General features: G+C 62.7%; 25 protein-coding genes. 10 read left to right on the top strand and 15 right to left on the bottom strand.

The annotated features are described in order from the left end of the window. Window positions 1–57: 57 nt before the first annotated feature. Both BLS27_RS16110 and BLS27_RS16105 read left to right on the top strand, forming a co-directional pair. Window positions 58–360: a hypothetical protein gene (locus BLS27_RS16110; RefSeq protein ID WP_043215857.1), complete on the top strand. Its 303-nt coding sequence runs from the start codon at window positions 58–60 to the stop codon at window positions 358–360. 162 nt (window positions 361–522) lie between these two features. Further along, window positions 523–735, top strand: a complete 213-nt coding sequence (locus BLS27_RS16105) for a cold-shock protein (protein ID WP_070091905.1) — start codon at window positions 523–525, stop codon at window positions 733–735. 75 nt (window positions 736–810) lie between these two features. On the opposite strand, the gene BLS27_RS16100 is transcribed toward BLS27_RS16105, so the two are convergent. Then, window positions 811–1,134, bottom strand: coding sequence for an I78 family peptidase inhibitor (locus BLS27_RS16100; RefSeq protein WP_070571896.1), 324 nt, complete (start codon window positions 1,132–1,134; stop codon window positions 811–813). Between the two features lie 272 nt (window positions 1,135–1,406). Between BLS27_RS16100 and BLS27_RS16095 the strand changes: the two genes are divergently transcribed. Continuing rightward, window positions 1,407–1,619: a hypothetical protein gene (locus BLS27_RS16095; protein ID WP_043214792.1), complete on the top strand. Its 213-nt coding sequence runs from the start codon at window positions 1,407–1,409 to the stop codon at window positions 1,617–1,619. Here the strand turns inward: BLS27_RS16095 and BLS27_RS16090 are convergent. The 7 genes from BLS27_RS16090 to BLS27_RS16060 all read right to left on the bottom strand — a co-directional run bounded on the left by BLS27_RS16090 (window position 1,591) and on the right by BLS27_RS16060 (window position 8,708). Continuing rightward, the gene (locus BLS27_RS16090; RefSeq protein ID WP_090345623.1) at window positions 1,591–2,598 is read right to left on the bottom strand and encodes a nucleoside hydrolase; all 1,008 of its coding nucleotides are present in this window, start codon (window positions 2,596–2,598) and stop codon (window positions 1,591–1,593) included. The genes BLS27_RS16095 and BLS27_RS16090 overlap by 29 nt on opposite strands. Window positions 2,599–2,711: 113 nt before the next feature. Then, a complete protein-coding gene (gene rbsD / locus BLS27_RS16085) occupies window positions 2,712–3,110 on the bottom strand; it encodes a D-ribose pyranase (protein WP_090345621.1) in 399 nt (132 codons plus the stop codon). Continuing rightward, window positions 3,107–4,015, bottom strand: a complete 909-nt coding sequence (gene rbsK, locus BLS27_RS16080; RefSeq protein ID WP_090345620.1) for a ribokinase — start codon at window positions 4,013–4,015, stop codon at window positions 3,107–3,109. The genes rbsD and rbsK overlap by 4 nt, the downstream gene beginning before the upstream one ends. A 9-nt stretch (window positions 4,016–4,024) precedes the next feature. After that, the gene (locus BLS27_RS16075) at window positions 4,025–5,047 is read right to left on the bottom strand and encodes a LacI family DNA-binding transcriptional regulator (protein ID WP_043214798.1); all 1,023 of its coding nucleotides are present in this window, start codon (window positions 5,045–5,047) and stop codon (window positions 4,025–4,027) included. 4 nt (window positions 5,048–5,051) lie between these two features. Beyond that, complete coding sequence (locus BLS27_RS16070) at window positions 5,052–6,047, bottom strand: ABC transporter permease (protein WP_090345617.1); 996 nt, start codon at window positions 6,045–6,047, stop codon at window positions 5,052–5,054. Beyond that, window positions 6,044–7,594: a sugar ABC transporter ATP-binding protein gene (locus BLS27_RS16065; protein WP_090345615.1), complete on the bottom strand. Its 1,551-nt coding sequence runs from the start codon at window positions 7,592–7,594 to the stop codon at window positions 6,044–6,046. Before BLS27_RS16065 ends, BLS27_RS16070 begins: the two co-directional genes overlap by 4 nt. A gap of 160 nt (window positions 7,595–7,754) precedes the next feature. Next, window positions 7,755–8,708: a sugar ABC transporter substrate-binding protein gene (locus tag BLS27_RS16060; RefSeq protein ID WP_090345613.1), complete on the bottom strand. Its 954-nt coding sequence runs from the start codon at window positions 8,706–8,708 to the stop codon at window positions 7,755–7,757. Between the two features lie 355 nt (window positions 8,709–9,063). Between BLS27_RS16060 and BLS27_RS16055 the strand changes: the two genes are divergently transcribed. The 3 genes from BLS27_RS16055 (at window position 9,064) to BLS27_RS16045 (ending at window position 11,329) form a co-directional block, all read left to right on the top strand. Further along, on the top strand, window positions 9,064–10,152 hold the full coding sequence (locus BLS27_RS16055) for an asparaginase (RefSeq protein WP_043214809.1): 1,089 nt from the start codon (window positions 9,064–9,066) through the stop codon (window positions 10,150–10,152). Window positions 10,153–10,387: 235 nt separating this feature from the next. Then, entirely contained in the window at window positions 10,388–10,630 is a 243-nt protein-coding gene (locus tag BLS27_RS16050; protein ID WP_043214811.1) for a DUF1654 domain-containing protein, read from the top strand. Between the two features lie 6 nt (window positions 10,631–10,636). After that, complete coding sequence (locus tag BLS27_RS16045) at window positions 10,637–11,329, top strand: endonuclease (RefSeq protein ID WP_070571888.1); 693 nt, start codon at window positions 10,637–10,639, stop codon at window positions 11,327–11,329. Here BLS27_RS16045 and BLS27_RS16040 read toward each other — a convergent pair whose 3' ends face one another. Together BLS27_RS16040 and BLS27_RS16035 are read right to left on the bottom strand one after the other, a co-directional pair. Next, window positions 11,330–11,755: a GTP pyrophosphokinase gene (locus BLS27_RS16040; protein ID WP_043214816.1), complete on the bottom strand. Its 426-nt coding sequence runs from the start codon at window positions 11,753–11,755 to the stop codon at window positions 11,330–11,332. Window positions 11,756–11,855: 100 nt separating this feature from the next. Further along, window positions 11,856–12,425, bottom strand: coding sequence for an SPOR domain-containing protein (locus tag BLS27_RS16035; protein ID WP_043214818.1), 570 nt, complete (start codon window positions 12,423–12,425; stop codon window positions 11,856–11,858). A gap of 235 nt (window positions 12,426–12,660) precedes the next feature. On the opposite strand from BLS27_RS16035, the gene BLS27_RS16030 reads away from it, so the two are divergent. Continuing rightward, window positions 12,661–13,329 carry a DUF3313 domain-containing protein gene (locus tag BLS27_RS16030; RefSeq protein WP_070571886.1) on the top strand — a complete coding sequence of 223 codons (669 nt, stop codon included), beginning with the start codon at window positions 12,661–12,663 and terminating at the stop codon, window positions 13,327–13,329. Window positions 13,330–13,416: 87 nt separating this feature from the next. On the opposite strand, the gene BLS27_RS16025 is transcribed toward BLS27_RS16030, so the two are convergent. Both BLS27_RS16025 and BLS27_RS16020 read right to left on the bottom strand, forming a co-directional pair. Then, complete coding sequence (locus BLS27_RS16025) at window positions 13,417–16,092, bottom strand: hybrid sensor histidine kinase/response regulator (RefSeq protein ID WP_090345611.1); 2,676 nt, start codon at window positions 16,090–16,092, stop codon at window positions 13,417–13,419. Further along, window positions 16,082–16,831, bottom strand: a complete 750-nt coding sequence (locus BLS27_RS16020) for a response regulator transcription factor (RefSeq protein WP_269475583.1) — start codon at window positions 16,829–16,831, stop codon at window positions 16,082–16,084. Before BLS27_RS16020 ends, BLS27_RS16025 begins: the two co-directional genes overlap by 11 nt. Window positions 16,832–17,133: 302 nt before the next feature. Between BLS27_RS16020 and BLS27_RS16010 the strand changes: the two genes are divergently transcribed. Both BLS27_RS16010 and BLS27_RS16005 read left to right on the top strand, forming a co-directional pair. After that, complete coding sequence (locus tag BLS27_RS16010) at window positions 17,134–18,741, top strand: methyl-accepting chemotaxis protein (protein WP_090345605.1); 1,608 nt, start codon at window positions 17,134–17,136, stop codon at window positions 18,739–18,741. Between the two features lie 20 nt (window positions 18,742–18,761). Further along, a complete protein-coding gene (locus tag BLS27_RS16005; protein WP_090345603.1) occupies window positions 18,762–18,956 on the top strand; it encodes a hypothetical protein in 195 nt (64 codons plus the stop codon). A gap of 19 nt (window positions 18,957–18,975) precedes the next feature. Here BLS27_RS16005 and BLS27_RS16000 read toward each other — a convergent pair whose 3' ends face one another. Both BLS27_RS16000 and proP read right to left on the bottom strand, forming a co-directional pair. Further along, window positions 18,976–20,097: a glycosyltransferase 61 family protein gene (locus BLS27_RS16000; protein WP_090345601.1), complete on the bottom strand. Its 1,122-nt coding sequence runs from the start codon at window positions 20,095–20,097 to the stop codon at window positions 18,976–18,978. Between the two features lie 312 nt (window positions 20,098–20,409). Next, window positions 20,410–21,912, bottom strand: coding sequence for a glycine betaine/L-proline transporter ProP (gene proP, locus BLS27_RS15995; RefSeq protein ID WP_043214829.1), 1,503 nt, complete (start codon window positions 21,910–21,912; stop codon window positions 20,410–20,412). A 304-nt stretch (window positions 21,913–22,216) separates the two neighbouring features. Between proP and BLS27_RS15990 the strand changes: the two genes are divergently transcribed. Further along, on the top strand, window positions 22,217–22,783 hold the full coding sequence (locus BLS27_RS15990) for a hypothetical protein (RefSeq protein WP_232092033.1): 567 nt from the start codon (window positions 22,217–22,219) through the stop codon (window positions 22,781–22,783). Window positions 22,784–22,856: 73 nt separating this feature from the next. Here BLS27_RS15990 and BLS27_RS15985 read toward each other — a convergent pair whose 3' ends face one another. Continuing rightward, window positions 22,857–23,744 (bottom strand): LysR family transcriptional regulator, encoded by an 888-nt coding sequence (locus BLS27_RS15985; RefSeq protein ID WP_090345597.1) that lies wholly within the window; start codon window positions 23,742–23,744, stop codon window positions 22,857–22,859. Window positions 23,745–23,780 lie beyond the last annotated feature (36 nt).

The raw sequence follows: 23,780 nt of genomic DNA, 5'->3' as shown, positions 1-23,780 counted from the left end.
TCAGAGTTTCTGAAGCATCCTACTCTTGATGAGATCCAACCCAAGGAGTGTGTGGTTATGCGACTTCAGTCTCTTCTGGCCCTGACCGCCGCCAGCGCCCTGCTGCTGCCCCTGGCGGCACATGCCGAGTGGCCTGCCGGCAAGAAAGGCGCCTACATGGAGCAGTGCGTCCAGGTGGCGTCGGCTCAAGGTGTCGATGCGAAAACGGCGGACCAGCACTGCAAGTGCGGCGCTGATGCGATCGAGAAGAACTTCACCAAGGCGGAAATCGAAGACCTGGACAGCAAGGACGGTGTCGACGCCAAGCTGATGCAGCGGGCGCAAACCGTGGTACGTCAGGCCTGCGCACCTAAGAGCTGAGCCTTTTTGCGGGGCGATGCACGCATTATTTGCCGTGGATCAGTATCCTGCGAAGGTAACAGGCGCTAGATACGCAGAATTAGACTATGATGTCGCCGGTGCTGCGTAGCCTCGGCAACATCGCACCTCGAAAAAAAAACCATGTTTCTGGAGATTCACCCCATGTCCAATCGCCAAAACGGCACCGTCAAATGGTTCAATGATGAAAAAGGCTACGGCTTCATCACCCCAGCAGGCGGCGGCGACGACCTGTTCGTACACTTCAAGGCCATCGAAACCGACGGCTTCAAGAGCCTGAAAGAAGGCCAGTCCGTTTCCTTCGTTGCCGAACGCGGTCAGAAGGGCATGCAGGCTGCGCAGGTTCGTCCGGAGTAATTCGGATACGAATACAAAAAACCCGCCTTCATGGCGGGTTTTTTGTGGGTGTTCGCTTTTGTCGCAGGCGAAACCTCAACCGCAGTTAACGCGGGTCACCACGCCTTTGTCATCGACGTTCAGGTTCAGCCGCTCGGAGCGGTATTCCAGGGTGATTACATCGTGGGGCTTGAGGATACGTGCCAGTTGCGAACCGCTGGCCTTGCGTGCCTGCTCCAGCAGCGCCGGGGTGGCCTGTTTGCCGATGGTGAAGTCGGCACCGCTGGCCTCGCAGCGACCGCCGTTATCGGCCGAGGTGCCTGGGGCCTTGTCGCCACCGCTGGAAGAACCGCCTGTGCTGCAACCTGCCAGGACTGCAGCCGCCAGCAAGGTCGCCAGGTAAGCACGGGTACGGAACATGAATCCTCCTAATCATCATGGGAACTGTCTCATGCGACAGCTCCGCTCAACTTTTGTTGCAAAACCGGGCAAGTCTGCCTGAACCGGCCCCTGATGGCGAAAGGGAATCGTGACTGGATTTTGCGCCGTACGCCTGGCGGTTTATTCGCCAGCGGTCGTGCGACGAATGCAAAGGCATGATTTACTGCAACAACCGGAGCGCAGCACGCCTCCCTTCGAACGCCAGGGTCCGGTGTTCGACCCTTAGCCCAGGCTTGCCACGAGAGCCTCCCATGAGCAGCCACAGCATCGACGCCGACATCAAGGTCAAATGGGCCGAGGGCCAGAGCGCCTACAGCCCCAGCACCCCTGAAGAACTGCTGCTGATCGCCATCGACTTGTTGGTCCGCGACCGCGGCAGCGAAGCAGCGCGCAGCTTCATCGAGCAGGTGTTCGAGCGCTACGCCCCGCACGCCGCTATTGCAATCGAGCCAAGCGCTCGCTGAGCAGGTCGAAGAAACCCTGGGCATCGCCCTCGTTCAGCCACAGCACATTGGCCGGACGCTTGAGCACCGCGTACCAGTCAACGACGGTCTGGCCAAAGGTCGGGCCTTCACGGCTGTCGACCTCCAGGTGGGCCCGCCTGCCGCTGAACAGCTCGGGCTTGATCAGGTAGGCGATGACACTGGCATCGTGCACCGGGCCTCCGGGCATCCCGTACAGGTCCATGTCGTGCTTGACGTAGGCGTCGAGGATATCCACCACACGCTGGCTGGCCTGATTGTTGATGGCTGCCAACTGCTTGAAGCGCGCTTCACTGGTGATCACCTTGTGGGTCAGGTCCAGGGGCACATAGGTCAGCTTGACGCCGCTGGCCAGCACCACCTGCGCAGCATGGGGGTCGGCGTAGAGGTTGAACTCGGCCACCGGGGTGATGTTGCCGCCATTGAAGTGAGCACCACCCATTACCACCACTTCCTTGATGCCTTTGGCGATCTCGGGCTTCTGGATCAACGCCAGGGCCAGGTTGGTCTGCGGACCGAGCATGGCCAGGGTGATGCTGTGAGGCTCGGCGTGGGACAGCGTATCGACCAGGTACTGCACGGCATTGCCCTGGGCCAGGCCCTGTTTGGGCTCGTGGACCTTCACCCCTTCCAGGCCCTCCCGACCATGGATATCGTCAGCGTAGATCGGCTTGCGCACCAGCGGGCGCCCTGCCCCGGCGTAGACCGGGATGTCTTCGCGCCCAGCCCATTCCCGCGCGAGGCGAGCGTTGCGTGAGGTCTTGTCCAGACGCACGTTGCCGGCCACGGTGGTGATGGCGCGGATGTTCAAGTCCTCGGGCGAGGCCATGGCGAGCAGCAGCGCGACGACGTCGTCGGCACCCGGGTCGGTGTCGATGATCACATCCCGCGTAGCGGCCTGGAGGGAGGTGGTGGCCACGGCTGACATGAGGACGACTCCTTTGAGGAGGTGTTTGAACATAGGGCACTCCTTGTTGCCTTCGATAGTGGGGCCGCGTTGCGGCCTTTCGTGGGTAAACCCGCTCCCACAGGGTTCGGCGCAGGACCGGGTTTACCCGCGAGTGGGCCTTGACCTCAGAACGTGACACCCGCCACTAGCGCGATGTTGCTGTAGGGTTTGCACTCCCCGGTTCGCACCACGGCCTTGGCCTGGCGGCACAACTCTTTGAACGCTTGATGGCTCAGCAGCTCGCGCACGCCCAGCTGTCCTTGCAGCCCCTGTACCTGCGCCAAGGCTGGCGGCGCTACCTCGAGCATCTGCTCGGCCAGCACATGCCGCTCCACTTGCATCTCCTCCAGCACCGCCTGCAACACACTGGCGAAATCCGGCACACCGGGGGTCACGGCCAGATCGATCAGTTCTACGCCCGGCGGCACCGGCAGCCCGGCATCGCCGATCACCAGGATGTCACCATGGCCCAGCCCGGCGACCACCCTGGACAACGCCACGTTCAACAATCCGGTCTTCTTCATGGCGCAAGCTCCGCCAAATAGGGAATCGAAGGCTGGGCGCCCACGCGGGTCACCGACAACGCCGCGGCCCGCTGGCCGAAGGCGATGGCCTCGCCCTCCTCCAATCCACGCACCAGGCCGGCAGCGAAGCCGCCGATGAAGGTATCCCCTGCCGCGGTGGTATCCACGGGCTTGACCACCGGGGCGGGAAAATGCCGGCTATCCGCAGGGCTGACGAACAACGCACCCTGCGCCCCCAGCGTGACGATCACCTTGCCCGCGCCCAGCTGCAACAGCCGTTCACCGGCGCGGCGTGCACTGTCGATGTCGGTCACCGGCAGCCCGGTCAAGGCTTCGGCCTCGCTCTCGTTGGGCGTGAGGTAATCGATATCGGCGAACCAGTCCGACGGCAGCGGGCCGGTGGCAGGCGCGGGGTTGAGGATCACTGTCTTACCCAGTTCACGCCCACGGGCCAGCGTCCAGGCCACCGTGGTCATGGGCACTTCCAGCTGGCAGATGATCACCTCGGCCGCTTGCAACAGAGCGTCGTAACGCTGCACGGACGCCGGCGTCAGCTGGCCGTTGCCGCCGGGGATGATGACGATGGAGTTCTGGCTGGCGGCATCGACCATGATCAGCGCCACGCCGCTGGAGACGCCTGGGCATACGCCCACCGCTTGGCAATCGATGCCCTCATGCTCCAGGGCCTTGCGCAGTTGCTGGCCATAGGCGTCGTCGCCCACGTTGCCGACCATGGCCACGCTGGCCCCAAGCCGAGCCACGGCCACCGCCTGGTTGGCACCCTTGCCGCCGGGCACGGTGAAGAAGCTGTCGCCGGCCAGCGTCTCGCCGGGCCGGGGCAAACGCTGGGTGCGGGCCACCAAGTCCATGTTGAGACTGCCGACCACCACGACCTTGGCGCTCATGGTCACTCCTTAGCGGTAATCATTGAACAGGTCCGGGCGCGGCCCGGTGGATTCACGCAGCACGATGCGCGGGGCGACGATGCGCTGCTCCACGCCGCCGCTGCGGGGGGTGGCGATGCGCGAGAGCAGCAGCTGCGCGGCGCTTTCGCCCAGCTCGCGGATCGACTGGCCGACCGTGGTCAACGGCGGGTACACATAGCGGCTGAGCTCGATGTCGTCGAAGCCGACCACCGACAACTCGCCCGGCACGTGGATGTTGCGCTCGGCCGCCGCACGCAACACGCCAAAACCGATCATGTCGTTGCCGGCGAAGATCGCCGTGGGCCGCGGGCCGTCGAGCAGGTGCACCGCGGCGTCGTAGCCACCGGGGCTGCTGAAGTCACTGTGCAGAATGCGATTTTCACCCTCCGCCACGCCCTGCTCGGCCATGGCCCGACGGTAGCCCGCCAGGCGTAACTGGGCAGGCCCTGAGTCGGCCGGCCCGCCGATGCAGGCGATGTCACGGTGGCCCAGGTCCAGCAGGTGCCGGGTGGCGAGGTAGCCACCCTGTTCGTGGTCGATGCGTACCAGGTCGGCGTCGATGCCATCCAGGGCGCGGTCGACGATGACCATCGGCGTGCGCACGCAGGCCAGGCTTTCCAGCAGGTCGCTGTCCTGGCCGACCGAGGCGACGATCAGGCCGTCGATGCGCTTTTCCAGCAACACCCGCAGGTAGCTGCGCTGCTTTTGCGGGTTGTCGTCGGAGTTGCAGAGGATCACGCAATAGCCATTGCGCTCGCAGCCGTCCTCGATACCCCGGGCCAACTCGGCGAAGTACGGGTTGACGCTGTTGGGCACCAGCAGGCCGATGGTGGCGGTGCTGCGGGCCTTGAGCGAACGGGCCACGGCGCTGGGCACGTAGTCGAGCTCGGCGATGGCCGCCTCGACCTTCAGGCGCACATGCTCGCTGACCGGGCGGGTCTTGTTCAGTACATGGGACACGGTGGTATAGGAAATACCTGCCAATGCCGCGACGTCTTTGATGGTTGCCATGGGTTCAGTTCCGCCGGCCTGCGCGCCGGCTCCGGTAAGTGTCGAGCACCACGGCGATCACGATGACCGCCCCGGTGATGATGCGTTTGGTGGGTTCGGAGGCACCGATCTGCGCCAGCCCCGCGGCCAACACAGAGATGATCAGCACACCGAAGAAAGTGCTGATGACCGAGCCGCGCCCGCCCATCAGGCTGGTGCCGCCGATGACCACGGCGGCGATGACCTGCAGCTCCAGGCCAGCGCCGGCATTGGGGTCGGCGGCTTCCAGGCGGGAGATCTGGAACAGCGCGGCCAGGCCCGCGAGCAGCCCCATCAAGGCGAACACCAGCACCTTGTAGGGGCGCGGGTCGATGCCAGCCAGGCGCACGGCCTCCTCATTGGTGCCGATGCCGATCAGGTAGCGGCCGAACACCGTGCGGGTCAGCGCCAACTGGGCGACGACGATGACCAGCAAGGCGATGATGAAGGCTGGCGAAATACCGAAGGCGATGGGGTTGGAGAACCAGGCGAAGGCATCGCCGATGTAGGCGGTGCGCGAGTCGGTGAACTGGTAAGCCAGGCCTCGGGCCATCTCCAGCACGCCCAAGGACACGATGAACGATGGGATGCGCCAGGCCACGGTGATGCCACCGGTGACGCTGCCGGCCAGCGCCGCCACGGCCATGCCCAGCAACGCCGCAGGCAACGGGCTCCAGCCCCAGCCCAGGATCGCCACGCTGACCGCCGAGGCGGCCAGGGCCAACACCGAGCCCACCGACAGGTCGATGCCGCCGATGATCAGCACGAAGGTCATGCCCACCGCCAGCACCATGAGGTCCGGGATCTGGTTGGCCAGGGTACTGAAGGTGGCGTAGGACAAAAAGTGGCTGCTCAAGAACGAGAACAGCACGATCATCGCCAGCAAGGCGCCGGCCAGGCCCAGGTAGGTACCCAGGCCGAAGTAATTGGCGCTGCGGCGCGCGGGGGCGCGGCCCGGGGTGTCGAGGGGTGTGGTCTTCATGGGTCCATCCTGGGAGCTGCTTCATGCAGCAGTGCGTCACGTTTCTGATAGCCGGCGAAGGCGGCGGCGAGCAGTTGATCCTGGCTCCAGCGCTCGCGGTCGAAGGTGTCGATCAGCCGGCCCGCCGAGAGCACAGCGATGCGATCGCAGATCAGCATCAGCTCGCGCAGGTCGCTGGACACCACCACCAAGGCCTTGCCCTGGCGCGCCAGCTCGGCCAGCAGGCCATAGATGTCGAACTTGGCGCCGACATCGATGCCCCGGGTCGGCTCGTCGAACAACAGCACCTGGCAGTTGCGCTCCAGCCAGCGGCCGATCACCACTTTCTGCTGGTTGCCGCCGGAAAGCTCGCCCACGGCCTGGGCCGGGCTGGCGCTGCGGATGCGCATGGCATTGATCTGGCGCAGCGCCTGGGCGCGCTCGGCTTCGGCGTCGAGTATGCCCGCGCGGGACACCGCCTCCAGGTTGCCCAGGGCAATATTGGCGCTGATCGATTGAGTGAGCAGCAGGCCTTCGCCCTTGCGGTCCTCGGTGATCAACGCGATGCCCGCGCGCACCGCCGCCTTGGGCGAATCGAGGGTGACCGGCTGCAAGGGCTGGCCAAGTTCGATCTGCCCGCTGTCGGCGCGGTCTGCGCCGTAGATCAGGCGCAACAGCTCAGTGCGTCCGGCGCCGATCAGGCCGGAAATACCGAAGATCTCCCCTGCACTGACCTCGAACGACACCTCGCGCACCTTGTCGCCACGGCTTAGCTTGTTGACCTTGAGCAGCGTCTGGCCGATCTCGCGACGACCGAGGTCGATATGCTCGCCCAGCTCGCGACCGACCATGAGGTTGACCAGCTCGGCGCTGCTGTAGCGCTGGATCGGCTCGACGCACACCAACTTGCCATCGCGCAGCACGGCGATGCGCTGGGCCACGCGCTGCAGCTCTTCCAGGCGATGGGAGATATAGACGATGGCCACGCCGCGCTGGCGTAGGCGTTCGATCTGAGTGAACAGCAGCTCCACTTCGCGAGCGGTGAGCATCGCCGTGGGCTCGTCGAAGATCAGCACATGGCAATCGCCAATGAGGTTGCGGGCGATCTCCACCATCTGCTGATGGCCGATGCCCAACTCGCCGACCGGGGTGTCCGGGTCGATGGCATCCAGGCCGACCTGGGCCATGGCGGCGGTAGCCAGTTGGCGCAGGCGTTTCTGACTGATCCAACCGGCGCGGCTGGGCAGGTTGTCGAGGAACAGGTTCTCGGCCACGGTCAGGGTGGGCAGCAGGTTGAGCTCCTGCATCACCATGCGCACGCCCAGGCGCTCGGCCGCGCTGCGACTGCCGGGCGCGTAGGGCTCGCCGCGATAACGCATCTGCCCTGTGGTGGGCGTTTCCAGGCCGCTGATCAGCTTGGACAGCGTGCTCTTGCCCGCGCCGTTCTCGCCGGTGAGCGCCAGCACTTCGCCGGCGCGCAGCTCCAGCGTCACATCGCCGAGCACCGGCTGGGTGTAAGTCTTGCCCAGGCCGCTGACGGCAAGGGTGACCTCATTCGCTTCTTTCATGGCAGACACCCCGCCCCAGGGAACGCAGCGGTCTTGTATTGGCTGTGCTGGCCTCCTCGCGGATGAGCCGGTGCCAACAGACCTTGCGCAGGCCTGGAAAACCCTGCTGTACCTGTGGGTGCGGTCCTACCGGCGAAACCGGCGCCGCGATGCCGCATCATCATTTGGTAACCAGTTCAACCGGGGTCTGGATGACGTTGTCGGCATCCACCGCAGGCTTTTCGCCCTTGAGCATCTGCAAGGCCGCCTGGATGCCGAACACTGCCTGGTCGGCGCCATGCTGCTCGAGGGTGGCAAGCACGCGGCCGTCTTTGAGCATGGGCTTGATGGCGCGGATGTTGTCGTACCCAACCACTTGCACCTGGCCGGTCTTGCCTGCCGCCCGCACCGCCGACACAGCGCCCAGGGCCATGCTGTCGTTGCCGGCCAGCAATGCCTTGAGATCGGGGTATTCGTTGAGCATGGCGGCGGCGACGGCGTTGCCCTTGTCGATCTCCCAGTTGCCCGACTGCACCGAGACCACGTTCATCTGCGCAGCTTCCATGGCGTCCTTGAAGCCTGCGGTGCGCTGCTGGGCGTTGGTGGTGGTCGGCACGCCTTCGATGATACCGACCTGGTCCCCGGCCTTGAGCTTCTGCTGGGCCAGGTAGTCGCCGACCAAACGTGCGCCCTTGCGGTTGTCGGGGCCGACGAAGGGCACGCTCAGGCCTTTGCTCTTGAGCACGTCGGGGTCGAGGCGGTTGTCGATGTTGACCACAGTGATGCCCGCGTCCATGGCCTTCTTGATCACCGGCACCAGGGCTTTGGAGTCGGCCGGAGCGATGACCAGGGCGTTGACGCCGGAGACGATCATCTGCTCGACGATGCGGATCTGGTTGCCAGTATCGGATTCGTCCTTGATGCCATTGGCCACCAAGTCGAAATCATCAGCGTGGGTTTTCTGGTAGGTCTTGGCGCCGTCTTCCATGGTCAGGAAGAACTCGTTGGCCAGGGATTTCATGACCAGGGCGACCTTGGGTTTGTCCTGGGCCTGGGCGGCGGACACGGGGAGCGAGAGGGCAAGCGTGGAGAAGACAGCCAGGGCCAGCAAGCGGCCAGGGAATGGCAATTTCATGAATTTGACTCCGAATCTTGTGTTTTTTATCGGATCGCAAACGTTTGCGTTGCCTAACTATGGAAACAAGACCTGCTTTTGTCAAATCCCTCACGCGGTTTTGCCCAAGCCGCGTACGTCGGGATTATCCGAAAAATTTCCGAAAAACCGAACACCTTTTCCTACTCTCATTCGGGATACCGAACGGAACAGGCTGTCATGCAGCCCGAACCAGTCTCACAGGTTTGTCGTAACGCGCCCTGATCACGGCCTCATCCAGCCCTTGCTGGGGCCACGGCCCCCGCTGGTACGAAACCTGCCTGCTCTAGGGCGCGACACAGCCAACCGTCTCATTTGGAAGAGAGAAAATAAAAACATGAATGCTGCAGTGAAAACCTTCGCCCCAAGCGCCCTCGCCCTGTTGCTGATCCTGCCGACCGGCCTTAGCGCCAAGGAAGCCGAGCAACAGCAGAAGCTGGCCAACGTGGTCATCCTCGCCACCGGCGGCACCATCGCCGGCGCCGGTGCCAGCGCCGCCAACAGCGCCACCTACCAGGCCGCCAAGCTCGGTGTCGACAAACTCATCGCCGGCGTACCGGAGCTGGCCACCTTGGCCAACGTGCGCGGCGAGCAGGTGATGCAGATCGCCTCCGAGAGCATCAGCAACGACGACCTGCTCAAGCTTGGCAAACGCGTCGCGGAGTTGGCCGACAGCAAGGATGTCGACGGCATCGTCATCACCCACGGCACCGATACCCTCGAAGAAACCGCCTATTTCCTCAACCTGGTGGAGAAGACCGACAAGCCAATCGTGGTCGTCGGCTCCATGCGTCCAGGTACTGCGATGTCCGCCGACGGCATGCTCAACCTGTACAACGCCGTAGCAGTAGCCAGCGACAAGCAGTCCCGCGGTAAAGGGGTGCTGGTGACCATGAATGATGAGATCCAGTCCGGCCGTGACGTGAGCAAGTCGGTCAACATCAAGACCGAAGCGTTCAAGAGCGCCTGGGGCCCGATGGGCATGGTGGTCGAAGGCAAGTCCTACTGGTTCCGCCTGCCGGCCAAGCGCCATACCGTCAACTCGGAGTTCGACATCAAGCAAATCAGCGCCCTGCCCCAGGTGGACATCGCCTATGGCTACGGCAACGTGACCGACACCGCTTACAAGGCGCTGGCGCAAAATGGCGCCAAGGCTCTGATCCACGCCGGCACTGGCAATGGCTCGGTATCGTCGCGGGTGGTGCCAGCCCTGCAAGAGCTGCGCAAGAACGGTGTTCAGATCATTCGTTCGTCCCACGTCAATCAGGGTGGTTTCGTGCTGCGCAACGCCGAACAGCCTGACGACAAGAACGACTGGGTCGTGGCCCATGACCTGAATCCGCAGAAGGCGCGGATCCTGGCGATGGTGGCGATGACCAAGACCCAGGACAGCAAGGAGCTGCAGCGGATCTTCTGGGAGTATTGATTCGTTGCCATGACGTCGGGCCGGCGCGTTGTATGAGCCGGCCCCTTCGCGGGTAAACCCGCTCCCACAGGGTCCAGAGCGGACGTGGGAGGAGCGGGCTTACCCGCAACTGCATTCACCCGTGAGTGAACCAATTCCATCCCTGCGGTCATAGACGCTTTCGCCTTACACGCTGTTGCGAAATGCCTTACAGTGAAATACTGTATGCGCATACAGCAAAACAAGGAAAAGCCCCGTGGCCAGTACCTCTGCAGCATCCCCTAGCACCTACGAACAACTGGGTCTGCGCATCCAGAAGATCATCAACAGCCCCATCGCCCAGCGCAGCCGCGCGGCCTTGATCTTCCGCCTGGAGCACGAGTCGCCCGACGACTGGGAAACCCTGCTCGAGGAAATCGCCGAAAACGACAACGTCACCCTCGCCCACCGCGATGACGGCGGCGTGCAGATCTTCTGGACTGTGCCCAAGGAAGACTGACCGCGCATGAGAGTTTCGCTTTTCGCAGGCCTGTGCCTGCTGTTCACCGCTGTCACTGCCCACGCCGACGCCCCACGTACCTTCCAGGAAGCCAAGAAGGTCGCCTGGCGCCTGTATGCACCGCAATCCACCGAGTTCTACTGTGGTTGCAAGTACAAAGGCAACAAAGTGGACCTGGCCTCTTGCGGCTACACCCCGCGCAAGAATGCCCAACGCGCTTCGCGCATCGAATGGGAACACATCGTGCCTGCCTGGCAGATCGGCCATCAGCGCCAATGCTGGCAGAATGGTGGACGCAAGAACTGCTCGCGCCACGATGAGGTGTACAAACGCGCCGAAGCCGACCTGCACAACTTGGTACCGAGCATCGGCGAGGTCAATGGCGACCGCAGCAACTACAGCTTCGGCTGGCTGCCGCAGCAACAGGGCCAGTACGGCAGCTGCCTGACCCAGGTGGACTTCAAGGCCAAGAAAGTGATGCCGCGCCCGTCGATCCGCGGGATGATCGCGCGCACCTACTTCTATATGAGCAAACAGTACAACCTGCGCCTGTCCAAGCAAGACCGGCAGTTGTTCGAGGCCTGGAACAAGACCTATCCACCGCAGACCTGGGAGTTGCAGCGCAACCAACAGGTGGCGTGCGTGATGGGCCATGGCAACGACTTCGTCGGGCCGGTGAACATGCAGGCCTGTGGCTGATCAGTTGAGGGTCTGCAGGTAGGCGCTGGCCTGCTGGTAGCGGCAAAGCCGGGCCAGGTCCGCCGGGCCCGGGCATGGGATACGCGACAGGTCACTGTTGTCGGCCAGGTCCGCCAGCTTGACCTGCCGCGCCAGCGGGTCGCCGCCAAGGCGCACCACGAACGCTTCGTAGCTCTCGCCTTCACGCCGGCTCAACGCCAGCACGGCGGCGAGGATCTTCAGGGGGAAGCCTTCGCGCGCGAGGTCCGACAGGGTCAGCGGGGTGTCCTCCAACACGTCGTGGAGCACCGCGACGATCCGCTGCTCGGGCGTCGAAACCCGCATCATCACCCGCAACGGGTGGAGAATGTAGGCCGCCCCACCCTTGTCGTATTGCCCTTCATGCGCCCTGGCAGCGACGGCAATGGCCCGTTCCAGCGTAGACATGAGGCCTTTCCCCCTCAACCACCTGCTTCCCTGCAAGCATAGCCGCACACGCCCCGGACATGCATTTTTGACGCCCTGGAGCCGCTGTGCGGCCCGTGCCTTAGCGCTGTGCGCCGTGCTGGATGACGATCGAGTCCGTGCCCAGGCGCGCCATGACATCGGCCTTGCGTGCCTCGGCCTCGGCCTTGGTGGGGAATGGCCCCATCAACACCACCGGCTTGCCATTGCGATACTCGACCGAGGACGGGATGCCCTTTTCGATCAGGCGGGCAGTCATGTCGGTCAAGGCGCCCATGTTGGCCCCTTGGATCACTTCCACATCCCAGCCTTCCGGGGCCGGCTGGTCAGCCAGGGCATCGGCGCGGCGTTGCAGCTCGGCACCGCCGCAGACCTCACGGATGCGCAGGTTGTTGCCGGTGTCATCGACGAGGATTTCATACTGGCCATCGTGCTTGATCGCCACATAACTGCGGTACGCCTCGTACTGCCCGGCGTCGTCCTTGCCGCGCACCTGGCCGCAGATCGAGCCCTGGGTGTCGATCCGCACGTTGGCGAACTTGGCCGTCTTGGGGTTGTGCAGGTGTTCGGCCACCTGTTTGTGGACACCCTCGACCTCGTTCTCACAGCCCGCCAGGGCCAGCACTGCCATTACCACTGCCAGTTTGCGCACGCGTCTACCTCCTGATTCGAAGCGGCGGATTCTAGCATGAGCGACACCTTGATCTGACTCAGCAACAGGACATTGACCCGACAAATGCACTGTCGGACAACACTTTGTCCGGCAACTTCGGCAACTGTGCGCTACATATCATTGGAGGGCGCGCGACCTGGCGTTTCCACGACACCGTCACACGAACTCGAAACCAAGGCCACCGCGCACTGCCAATGTCCCAAGGAGAACCTGAATGAACTTGAAGTCGTTCGCTACAACCTTGTGCCTGTCCTCGCTACTGCTCTCCGGTTGCGCGAGCAAATACGTGGAGTCCGATCAGTATTCCGGCTTTTTGAAGGACTACAGCATCCTCAAGGAAGAAAAGTCCCCCTCCGGTGCGCCGGTGATGCGCTGGATCAAGCCTGGCGTCGACGTCAACGCCTTCCGCAGCGTCTACATCGAGCCCAGCCAGCTCTATCCGCGGCCGCAGCCGACCGAGAAGGTTCCGCAGTCCACGCTTCAAGGCATCACCCAGTACTACGACCAGACCTTGAAATCACACTTCTCCAAGGTCCTGCCGCTGGCCACCAGCCCAGGCCCAGGCGTGTTGGTCGTGCGCCCGGCGATCACTGCGGTCAGCGCCTCCACCAAGAGCCTGCGCCCGTATGAAGTGATCCCGATCGCCCTGATCGCCGCGGGTATCAGCACCGCCACCGGCATTCGCGACCAGGACACCAGCATCGCCACCGAGGCGGCCTTCATCGATGGCAGCAACAACCAGGTAGTGGCCGAGGTGGTGCGCAAAGGCGCCGGCACAGAGCTGGAGAACTCATCGCAAGTCATGCAGGCCAAAGATGCCAAGGCCGTGCTCGACGGTTGGGCGCAGGACATGGTCAAGTCGTACCAGGCCCTGAAGAAATGATCCTTGTCGGCGCTGCCCTTCTGCGTGGCGCCCGCTTCGCGGGTGAATCGGTTCGGTGTCCGGTTTACCCGTGAAACCTGCACGACCTCACGGTTTTGTCGCGGGCACGGCTTCGAGCAGCGCGCTCACGGCATCCAGATCACAGGCTTCAGCCAATGCACACATATGGGCCGCCAGCATCTCGAGCTCCTGCGGAAGACCTTGCACCCATTCGAACAGGTCCGTGACCGCCCCCGCCTCGAGCAACACACGTAACTCCCGCAAACGATGCGCCTCCAGGCTGCTCAATTGGTGGATCAGCAGCACCCGGTCGCACGGCACCTCCTCCTCCCTGCCTTCCATGCGATAACCCAGCCCCAGTAGCTGCGCCAGCGTCTGGCGCAATGTCGCCAGATTGACCGGCTTTATCAGCGCAGCGTCGAAGGCGGGGTGCGGTGGGCTGGGCAGATGCTGGCTGTGCTGGGTCGCCGAAATCAACACCACAGGCAGCGCGGGCCAACGCTCGCGCAATGCTCGCAGCAACTGCGCGCCGTTGAGCTTGGGCATCAGGTAATCGGTCAGGACCAACGCTGGCGGCTGGGAAACGGTCGCGGCGAGCCGTGCCAGGCAATCCTCGCCATCCACCGCCGCCTGGACAGCGAACCCGCAAGTGAGCAGTTCATCTACCAACAAATTGCGGATGTCGTCGTTGTCTTCGACCACCCACACCGTGCGCCCCTCCCCCAGGACCGGCGGTACGGCAATCGAGAAATCCAGCCATTGCGGCTCGGTGATCTGGCTCTCGCAAGCGACATTGACCGTCAGGCAAAACCCGATGCGCGTCCCTTCTCCAACGGCGCTGTCGACCTCAACGTTCGCGCCCATCAGCCCCAACCAGTGATCGACGATGGCCAAGCCCAGTCCACTGCCCTCCACTTCGTGGGCGTGGCTGCGAAAGAAAGGCGCAAACAGGTTCGGCAAGTCTTCTTTGGCGATGCCAAGGCCGGTGTCGTGCACGCAAAAATGCAGGTCCACGCAGCTCGCCTTGCCCGGTGTATCCGTCGCACGCACCTTCAGGCCGATCATGCCGTCTCGGGTGAACTTGGCGGCGTTGTCCAGCAGATTGATCAACACCTGGCGCAGGCGCTTGGCATCGACTTCCACAACGGGCGGTACAGCCCCAGACAGGTCGAACGAGAATTTGTTGTTGCGTCGCAGGGCCAGGACTTGCGCCTCCATGACCACCGAGTCCAGCACACCATGGAAGTACACCGGCGCCACGAGCAAGGTTTGTCCCGAGGTGCCTTTGGCGTAATCGATCAGGTCGCTGACCAGCGCCAGCATGTGGTTGGCGCTCTTGAAGATCACCCCCGCCTTTCGTGTGATCGCACCCCCTTCGGCTTGCAACAGTTGCGCGTAGCCGATGATCGAGGTCAGCGGCGAGCGCAGATCGTGGCTGACCCGACCGAGAAATTCGATTTTTGCCTGGCTGGCGTTGTTGGCTTCGACCACGGCGGCCTGAAGCGCCCGTGTACGCTGGGCCACGGCCTTTTCCAAGCGGTGCTTTTGCTGGCGTTCGCTCTCGAGCAGCTCCTGCTCGATCTGCTTGCGCCTGACCTGCTGCTCGAGGGCGAACAAGCCAATGATGCCGACAATGATGCCTAACCGGATGAGCATGGCCGAGATGTTGAACAGCCCGTCATAGTTGATGGCAAAGGTGTAGTTGAAGGTGAACCACAGGCTTTCCAGCCAGCTGAGCAGGAACAGCACCAACAGCACCTGGCGATAGGGGTTGCCGCGCAAGGCGACGCGCGATAACGAGAAAGGCCATGCCAGCAGCACGGTCAGGCTCAGGTAGGCGCTGAGCGTGCGCAGCGTATTGTTATCCCACAATGCCTGGCTCAGGACCAACGCCCCTATGAGCACCACGCTCGGCCAATAGAAGTACCGCCACGCCCGGCGCTGGCGAAGGTCGAGCAATAGCAGCGCCGAGGTCAGGAAGCTGAACAGAGCGATTTGCCAGAACGTCGTGCGCAGGGCCAGCCCCATGGATTGCAATCCATCGAACAGCTGAAAAGTCAGGTAGCCTTCCTGTTCGGCCTGCATGGCGAAGGTTGCCAGCAGCCACAGGGCAAGTGTCATGAAGGCCAGCTTCAGCCGCAGTAGCAGGATCGCCACCAGCGCCAGCACACACCCGAACAGCACGGCATGCTGCAACTGCTCGAGGCGGTCCTGGGCCTGCACGGCGTCCGCCTCCCATAACCTGAGTGACAGCGTGGGCCTGTGTTCGCTTTGCACCCGAATCAACAGATCGCTCGGCGTTGCGCCGACGAAAGTGATGGGCAGCAGATTCCGCTGACTGTGAATCGCCCGCGCCTCGATGGGCAGCGAAGGGCCGGTGCGCTGATGGTCGATCACTTCGCCGGTACGGGCATCGAGTTGGTAGAGATCGATGTCTCCGACTCGCCAGGGCGCAACTTCCAGCCAGCGCTCGGTGACCGGCAAGTCCGGTGCCTGGACCTTGAGCCTCAGCCAGAGCGCGGAATGACGACGCGGCGCGCTCAGAAGCGCTTTGCTGGCTGGACGCCAGCGTGCCTGTTGCAGGGCCTGCTGCGCTTCGAGGGCCTGTCCGGGGGGCTCTTCGAAGACTTGGGCACTACCAGTGAGCGCTTGGAACGGGGCGTGGAAACTGCGCTGATCGAACACCGCCACCGAGCCGAAGGCCAGCAACAACAGCAAGGCCCCGAAAAAGACCGTGCATGCGCTACGAGCGTCAGTCGACATCGCCCGACTCCAAGTTGCCGCGCGACTGGCGAAACTGATTGGGCGAGAGCCCGTAACGGTCGCGAAACGCCGTCGAGAAGCTGGCGCCGCTAGTGAATCCCACCTCCAGGGCGATCGCCTGGGAGGCAAGGCCGGTGTTGGACAGCAGGCGGCACGCCTCCTTCATGCGTTCCTCTCGCAGGAATTCGAACACCGTCACCCCGGCGCACTGGCGGAAGGCTTCGTTCAGGCGTTTGCTGTTGGTGCCCACCTGCGCGGCCAGCTCGTGCAGGTCAGGGGTCGTGCTCAACGCATTCACCAACACGTTGCGCGCGGTCTGGAACAGTATGTTGTCGAGGTTGCGCACTGGTGCGGCCTGATGCTCATTCACCGAAGCGTTGTCCAGTTTGCGTCGAAGATGAATCACCAGCCGCAGACGGATCTCTTCCAGCCTGAAGGGTTTGACGATGTAGTCGACCGCGCCGCACAGCAGGCCTTGCACCCGCTGGTCAGGCATGCCCGCGCCTGTCAGGAAGATCACGGGGATCTGCCGGGTCAATGCCGAGGCCTGCATCATTCGACAACAGGTCAGGCCATCGCAAACCGGCATCAGCACATCCATCAACACGATGTCCGGATTGATCAGCTGAACCTTCTTGAATGCATCCTGGCCGTTGCGTGCCAGATACACGCGGCAACCTTGCTGCTGCAGGTAGTCGGCGAGCAGCATCCGCTCATTGTCGACATCATCGACGACCAGGATACGCTGCCCTTGGAGAACGTCTGGCGCAAGATTTAGCGTCTCGATGAAACTCCCTCCTCTACCGGCCGATTACAGAGCCGGCCCGCACCATCACGCAGGCCTGTACAGCCGTTTTATCGCATGCCACTTTTGCGCGCTTCAACTGCGGATACTTCGCGAGCGCGTCTGCGCCAACAAAAATTTCCCGCCAGCGAAAGACGCGGCCCTCCGGGCAAAAGCCACGCCCACCCAATGGCTTGATAATCCACGGTACACCGTGCTCGAAGTGCGACGTCCTCTTGACCGTGGAGCCTCTCCCCATGAATTTACGATCCCTCGCCATCGGAAGCCGCTGCGCGCTTATTTTCTCGCTCATCGCCTTGTTGACGCTGGCGATCGGCGTGACTGCCATCCTGCAAACCCGATCCATGAACGCCTCGGCCGAACAAGTCCGCCAGCACTGGCTGCCCGGTGTGATGGCCACCGGCGATATCAGCAACCATCTGGGGCGGATACGTTCGCTGGCCCTGCGCAATTTCATCGAGCAAGACGTTGAAGACGTGCGCAGGATCGAATCGCTCAAGGGCGATGTTTCCAGCGCGTTGGCCGAATACGAGAAAACCCTCCACAGCGAAGAAGACCGTGCCCTCTTCACCGCCTTCAGCCGCGAATACGCAAACTACCTGACGATACTGGACAAGGTCCTCGCAGCCCAGGGCGACAAGGCGGCGACCATGAACACCATCAAGCATGAGCTGTCCCCTCAGGCCGACAGCATGATGGCCGCCCTCAATGCCCTGCGAATCTTCAACTCCGACAGCGCCGACCGCGCAGCCGAAGCCAGCGAAAAGGCTTACTACGAGGCGTTCTTCGCCATCGTCGTAGCCTTGGTGGTCATCCTGCTCGTGATGCTGCTCTGCTCGTTCTTGCTGACCCGTAGCATCGTGCGCCCGCTGGCGGATGCCATTGCGGTCGCCCAGCGGATTGCCGGCAACGACCTGACCCAAGAGCTCCGTATCAAGGAGCGCGACGAGCCGGGCCAATTGCTGGCATCGCTCAAGCACATGCAGGACAGCCTGCGCCAGACCTTGCAGCACATCGCTCAATCCTCCGACCAGCTCGCCTCCGCGGCCGAAGAGCTGCACGCGGTGACCGAAGATACCAACCGTGGATTGCACCAGCAGAGCGCGGAGATCGAACAGGCCGCAACCGCTGTCAACGAAATGACCGCAGCCGTCGAGGAAGTGGCCAGCAATGCAGTCAATACTGCTCAGGCCTCCGAGGACGCCGACAGCACCACGCGCCAGGGCCGCGAGAAAGTCGAACAGGCACTGGGTTCGCTCCAGCAACTGGTGGGCGATGTCAGCACGACCTCTGGGCAGATCGCCGAGCTGGCGCACCGCGCCAACGAGATCAACCGCGTGCTCGAGGTGATCGGTGAGATCGCCGAGCAGACCAATCTACTGGCCTTGAACGCCGCGATCGAGGCGGCGCGGGCAGGCGAAGCCGGGCGTGGCTTCGCGGTGGTAGCCGACGAAGTACGCGCCCTCGCCCATCGCACCCAGCAGTCCACCGGCGAGATCGAACAGATGATCAGCGGCATCCGCTCCGGCACTGCGCATGCGGTCGATGCCATGCGCGCAAGTGAAAGCCGCGCCAACAGTACGCTGGAAATCGCCCAGGCGGCGGGCCACGCCCTGACGGTTATCTCCCAGTCCATGTCCACCATCAACGACCGCAACCTGGTGATCGCCAGCGCCTCAGAAGAGCAGGCTCAGGTCGCCCGGGAAGTCGATCGCAACCTGGTCAATATCCGTGACCTGTCGATGCAGACCTCCGCGGGCGCAAACCAGACCAGCGCGGCCAGCCAGGCGTTGTCCCAGCTTGCAATCGAACTCAACGGCTTGGTGGCGAACTTCAAGATCTGACCACGGAAGGGTTTGCGACGATGAACGACATTCAATCACCGGAATTTGCCTTGTGGTCGTCAAGGCACGTGCACTTGAAGGGGTTCACCGAATCCGAGTACGACGAGGCCATCCTGGAGGCCCAGTTGCTCCGGCAGAGGGGGTTGGTGACCGAGCAGGAGTGGATTCAAATGGTGAAGACGGCAAACCTTCTCCTGGCCCGGGCCACATCCTGAACGTGCTCTGGGTCACGGCTCACGGCGGTGGAATCAAATCCAACGTGCGCTCCACTTCCTCGATGTCGATCCTGAAACCGTCGCCATCGGGGGTACCGACCACATAAGCGAAGTGCTGGTTGTCTCGGTCGGTGTGGTACTTGTAATAGCTGACGAAGCGATTGGGCGGTTGCAGGGCGAGCAAAGCACCGCCCGGTTGCAGGACATTGACCCCATGCACCAGCTGGCTGCCCTCGACACCGATCACCACCTGCGCCCCGGCGCAGGCCGCAACGATGGACGGCACGTCGCTTTTCAGCGGATCGACCACGTGAAAACCACGGGTTCGACGCAGGTGCTCGGCCAACTCCAGTTCGTTGCGCAGCAAGCGCAGGTCGCCGTCGCCACCGCGCAGCAAGAACACGCCGGGGTGAGACTGATAGTTCACCCGCGACAGCAGCTTGTCGCCCATGGCGCGAAAACGCAGATACTTGTTGCGGTTGTTACAGAAGTCATCGAACAGCACCAGTTCATGGAAGTAGGCGCCACTCAGGCGCCTTGGCTTCATGCCGAGCCAGTCTTCGTAGGGCGGCGCCTGGGTGTAGATGGGAAACCGCGCCGACGGCCCGACAGTGACCGGCACACCTTCCTCGGCGGCCAGGGGATAGGTCACGCAGTCTTCGACCATCCAGTTGCCGAACCAGGTATTGCCGTTGACCGAACAGTAGATTGCCCCGCGGTCGATCTCATGCTCCACGACCACAGGCGGGAATGCCCTGGGCCGTTGGGAAAGCCAGAAACTGGCCCGCCCCTTGTACAGCACTCCGTCGATCAACCAGACGTCCTTGAGCAGATAGCCCCGGGTCGGGCCCTGCACCACTTCGCCCAACCCTGCCATGGTGCGGGCCGGGTGCTCATATGGATAGAAGCGTTTTTCCTCCCAGCCGGTGACGCGCTCCAGCTGGCCGGGCAGCGCAATGGCTGGCGGAGAGAACGACAGGCAACCTGGGGCGATGTCCCAGCTTTTTTCCGCGATGCTTTTCAGGCTGATATCGACATGACGAGCCAGCCGTTTTCGCGCGATGTATTTATACGCGGCCAATGTCCAGTGCCGACGATGATGGGAATCCAATTGACTGAACGCCGACACCTCACTTTCCATGAACAGTCCTCCCCACTGAGCGGGACCCGTCAGGAACGGCAAACCCATAAAGGATGTAGCCACCCTTTATGAACCTGACAAATAGGCCGGAATATCAACGCGAAACGTCAATGCACCCTTTAACTCATTGATATGAAAGCCACGCTTCATTGAAACAGCGCCCCTCATATCCAGTAACAAGTAAAGGTGCCAACAAATGACTTTGCAAGCGCTCTACCTCGGGTATTTGCCAATTATTTTATGGCGTCAAATTAATCACCCGACTTAAATAGTTTGCACTTGCAATGAACATTCAGACTCCGCTTCGCGCCGTCAATCGATATGAGGATGCTGTTGCGCCAAACGTGCGCGCTGGGCTTGAAGCTCGGCAATCTTCGCGTCGATGTCTTCGATCTTCTGCTCCAGCGTGTCGTGGTGTTCCTGCAGCAGCTCGCGCGCTTCTTCGATGTCCGAGGCAGCGGGGGCAGCGCCGTGCAGGGGCTTGTTGGCCGTCTCCTTCATCGACACGCCCGTGGCCAATCCCACCAATGCGATCACCATCAGGTAGTAGGCCGGCATGTACAGGTTTTCGGTGCTCTCCACCAGCCAGGCGGCGATGGTTGGGGTCAGCCCGGCGATCAGCACCGAAATGTTGAAGGCGCTGGCCAAAGCGCTGTAGCGGATATGGGTGGGGAACATCGCCGGCAAGGTAGAAGCCATCACCCCGATGAAGAAATTGAGCAGCACGGCCAGGATCAGCAAACCGGCGAAGATCACCCCGAGCACGCCGCTGTTGATCAGCATGAACGCCGGAATGGCAAGCACCAACAGCCCCACGCTGCCACCGATGATGAAGGGCCGGCGGCCGACCTTGTCGCTCAACAGGCCAATGATCGGCTGCACGAACAACATGCCGACCATGATCGCGATGATGATCAGCACCCCATGGTCTTCGCTGTAGTGCAGGTTATGGGACAGGTAGCTGGGCATGTAGGTGAGCAGCATGTAGTAGGTGACGTTGGTGGCGATGACCACACCCACGCAGGTCACCAGGCTGCGCCAGTGCTGGGTGGCGACCTCCTTGAACGACACCTTCGGGCCTGAAGCCAGGCCCTCGCGATCGCCCTGCTCCAGCTTGTCGACATGCTGCTGGAAAGCTGGCGTCTCTTCGAGGGCGTGGCGCAGGTAGAGGCCGATCAGGCCCAGCGGCAAGGCCAGGAAGAACGGCAAGCGCCAGCCCCACTCCAGAAACGCCGCCTCGCCCAGTGCAGTGGAGATGAGCACCACCAGGCCCGCGCCCAGCACGAACCCTGCGATCGAACCGAAGTCCAGCCAACTGCCGAGAAAGCCCCGCTTGCGGTCCGGTGCGTATTCGGCCACGAAAATCGACGCCCCGGTGTATTCGCCGCCCACCGAGAACCCTTGGGCCATCTTGGCCAGCAGCAACAGGATCGGCGCCCAGATGCCGATCGAGGCATAGGACGGGATCAGCCCGATGGCGAACGTACTCAAGGACATGATCACGATGGTCGCCGCCAGCACCTTCTGACGCCCATAGCGGTCACCCAACGCGCCGAAGAACAGCCCACCCAGCGGGCGGATCAGGAATGGCACCGAGAACGTGGCCAGTGCCGCGATCATCTGCACCCCGGGGCTTGCGTTAGGAAAGAACACCTTGCCCAGTGCATAGGCAACGAACCCATAGACACCGAAGTCGAACCACTCCATGGCATTGCCCAGCGCCGCGGCGGTGATCGCCTTGCGCATCTTGGCGTCGTCGACGATGGTGATGTCCTGCAAGCCGATCGGCTTGACGGTCTTTTTCCGTGATTTCATGGTCGCTCCCTGTCGCGGATGCACGTTCTATGGCATCAGATACAGCGGAACGTAAAAAAATTCACCGTCAGGCTGTGCAGTCCCCGTGGGGCAGGTTTACCGGCGAATGCCGTTGATGAAACCACTGTCGCATTGGCGGGTAAATTCGCTTCCGCAAAGGGCAGTTTGCGCCCCCTGCAGACCGCAGCACCGGCTTCGTCACGGGCCATCCTGGTTACAGGCATATCGCCAGAGTCTGGCTATGCTTGCTAGGCGCGTGCGCAGCGCACGCCTAACCGGAATCGACGACATGGAAAGAAGCCCGATGAAACTCACCCGCTCCCTCGCCCTTGCTTCGCTGACCTGCGCCGCCAGTTTCACCGTCGTTGCGGCCCCGCTGCCGCTGGGCAGTGAAGCCCTGGAAAGCCACGTCTCCACCCATGTACTGGCGGTGGATGCGCCGAACTACCAGGTCACCGTCGAAGGCCCCAACCAGAAACCTGTGACCTTCCAGCTCACCGAGAAAGCCAAGGCCTTGCCCAACCTCAAGGTGGGGGACAACGTGGACATCTACGTGACCCGGGCGGTCGCCTACGAACTCAATACCGAGGTCGGTGGTGCGCCGAAGATGAGCGAGGAGTCCGGCACCATCCGCGCCACCAAGGACAACCCCAACCCCGGCGGCGAGGCGTTCCGCCAGGTCAAGGTCACTTCCAAGATCAGCAAGATCGACCTGAAGAACCATGAAGTGACCCTGCTGCCGCCGGAAGGCAAGGTGCAGGTGGTCAAGGTCGAGAACCCTGATCTACAAGCGCGCATGAAGAACCTCAAGGTCGGCCAGACGGTCGATGCCATCTACACCGAGGTGCTGCGCGTCGAGACCTCACGCTGAAGGTGTGGCGGTGTTGCAGCCCATCGTAGGCTTTGCCCCACAGGTCCAAGCGCGACGTGGTACCTGTGGGCCTTCATTCGGCGCTCGGCCATTGCGCCTGCAAGAACGCCATCAACGCCCCCGCCGCCGGTGACAGGCTGCGCCCCTTGCGGGTGAGCATGCCGATCTGGCGCTCCACCTTGGGCGCGGCCAAGGGCAGGAAGGCGAGTTTTTCGTTTTCCAGCGGAAACGCCAGGTACGGCAGGGTACTGATCCCTACCCCTTCTTCCAACATCGCGATCAACGAAATCATGTTGGAGACGAACAACCGGCTGTGCTCCAGCAAACACGCCGCATCCGTGCCTTCCAGTAGCCGCGAGGTGCCGTTGCCGATCATCGGCAGGCCCTGCAGCTGCGACCAATGCAAGGCCCCGCCCACCTGCACCAGTGGATGATCGGCCCGGCACACCACGCCCACCTGGTCATGGGCGATCGGCATGAACTCGATCTGCTCGTCCTCCATCCACAGGCTACTGATCCCGAAGTCCACCTGCCCCTTGGTCAACAGTTGCTGGACACTTTCGGCCGTGCCGTCCTGGATGCTGACTTGCACGTTCGGGTGCTCGGCTACGAAACGCGCCAACGGCCCTGGCAGCAAGCGGCTGGCCACCGAGGGCACGGTGGCGATGCTGACCTGGCCAATCTCGTGCCGGGCCAGCAAGGTGGCCTCGCGGGCGATGCGGTCGTGGTGTTCGATCAAGCCGCGAAACAGCGGCAGGCAATGCTCGCCGAACGGCGTGAGCTCCACGCGGCCACCGCCCTTCTCGACCAGGGCCTGGCCCAGTTTCTGCTCCAGCTCCCGCACCGCCAGGGAAATGGCCGGTTGGGTGCGAAACGCCTGGCGTGCGGCGGCGTGGAAGCTCTTGAGTTCGGCGACCAGCACGAAATAGCGCAGTTGGGCAATCTTCAGTTCGGGCAGCATGGTTAGCGATCCTTATCAAAGCATTTTTTTTATTAA

Source organism: Pseudomonas guariconensis (assembly GCF_900102675.1).
Taxonomy (GTDB): domain Bacteria; phylum Pseudomonadota; class Gammaproteobacteria; order Pseudomonadales; family Pseudomonadaceae; genus Aquipseudomonas; species Aquipseudomonas guariconensis.
The sequence above is the reverse complement of the archived record's forward strand: the minus strand, read 5'-3'. Positions and strand labels throughout refer to the sequence as shown.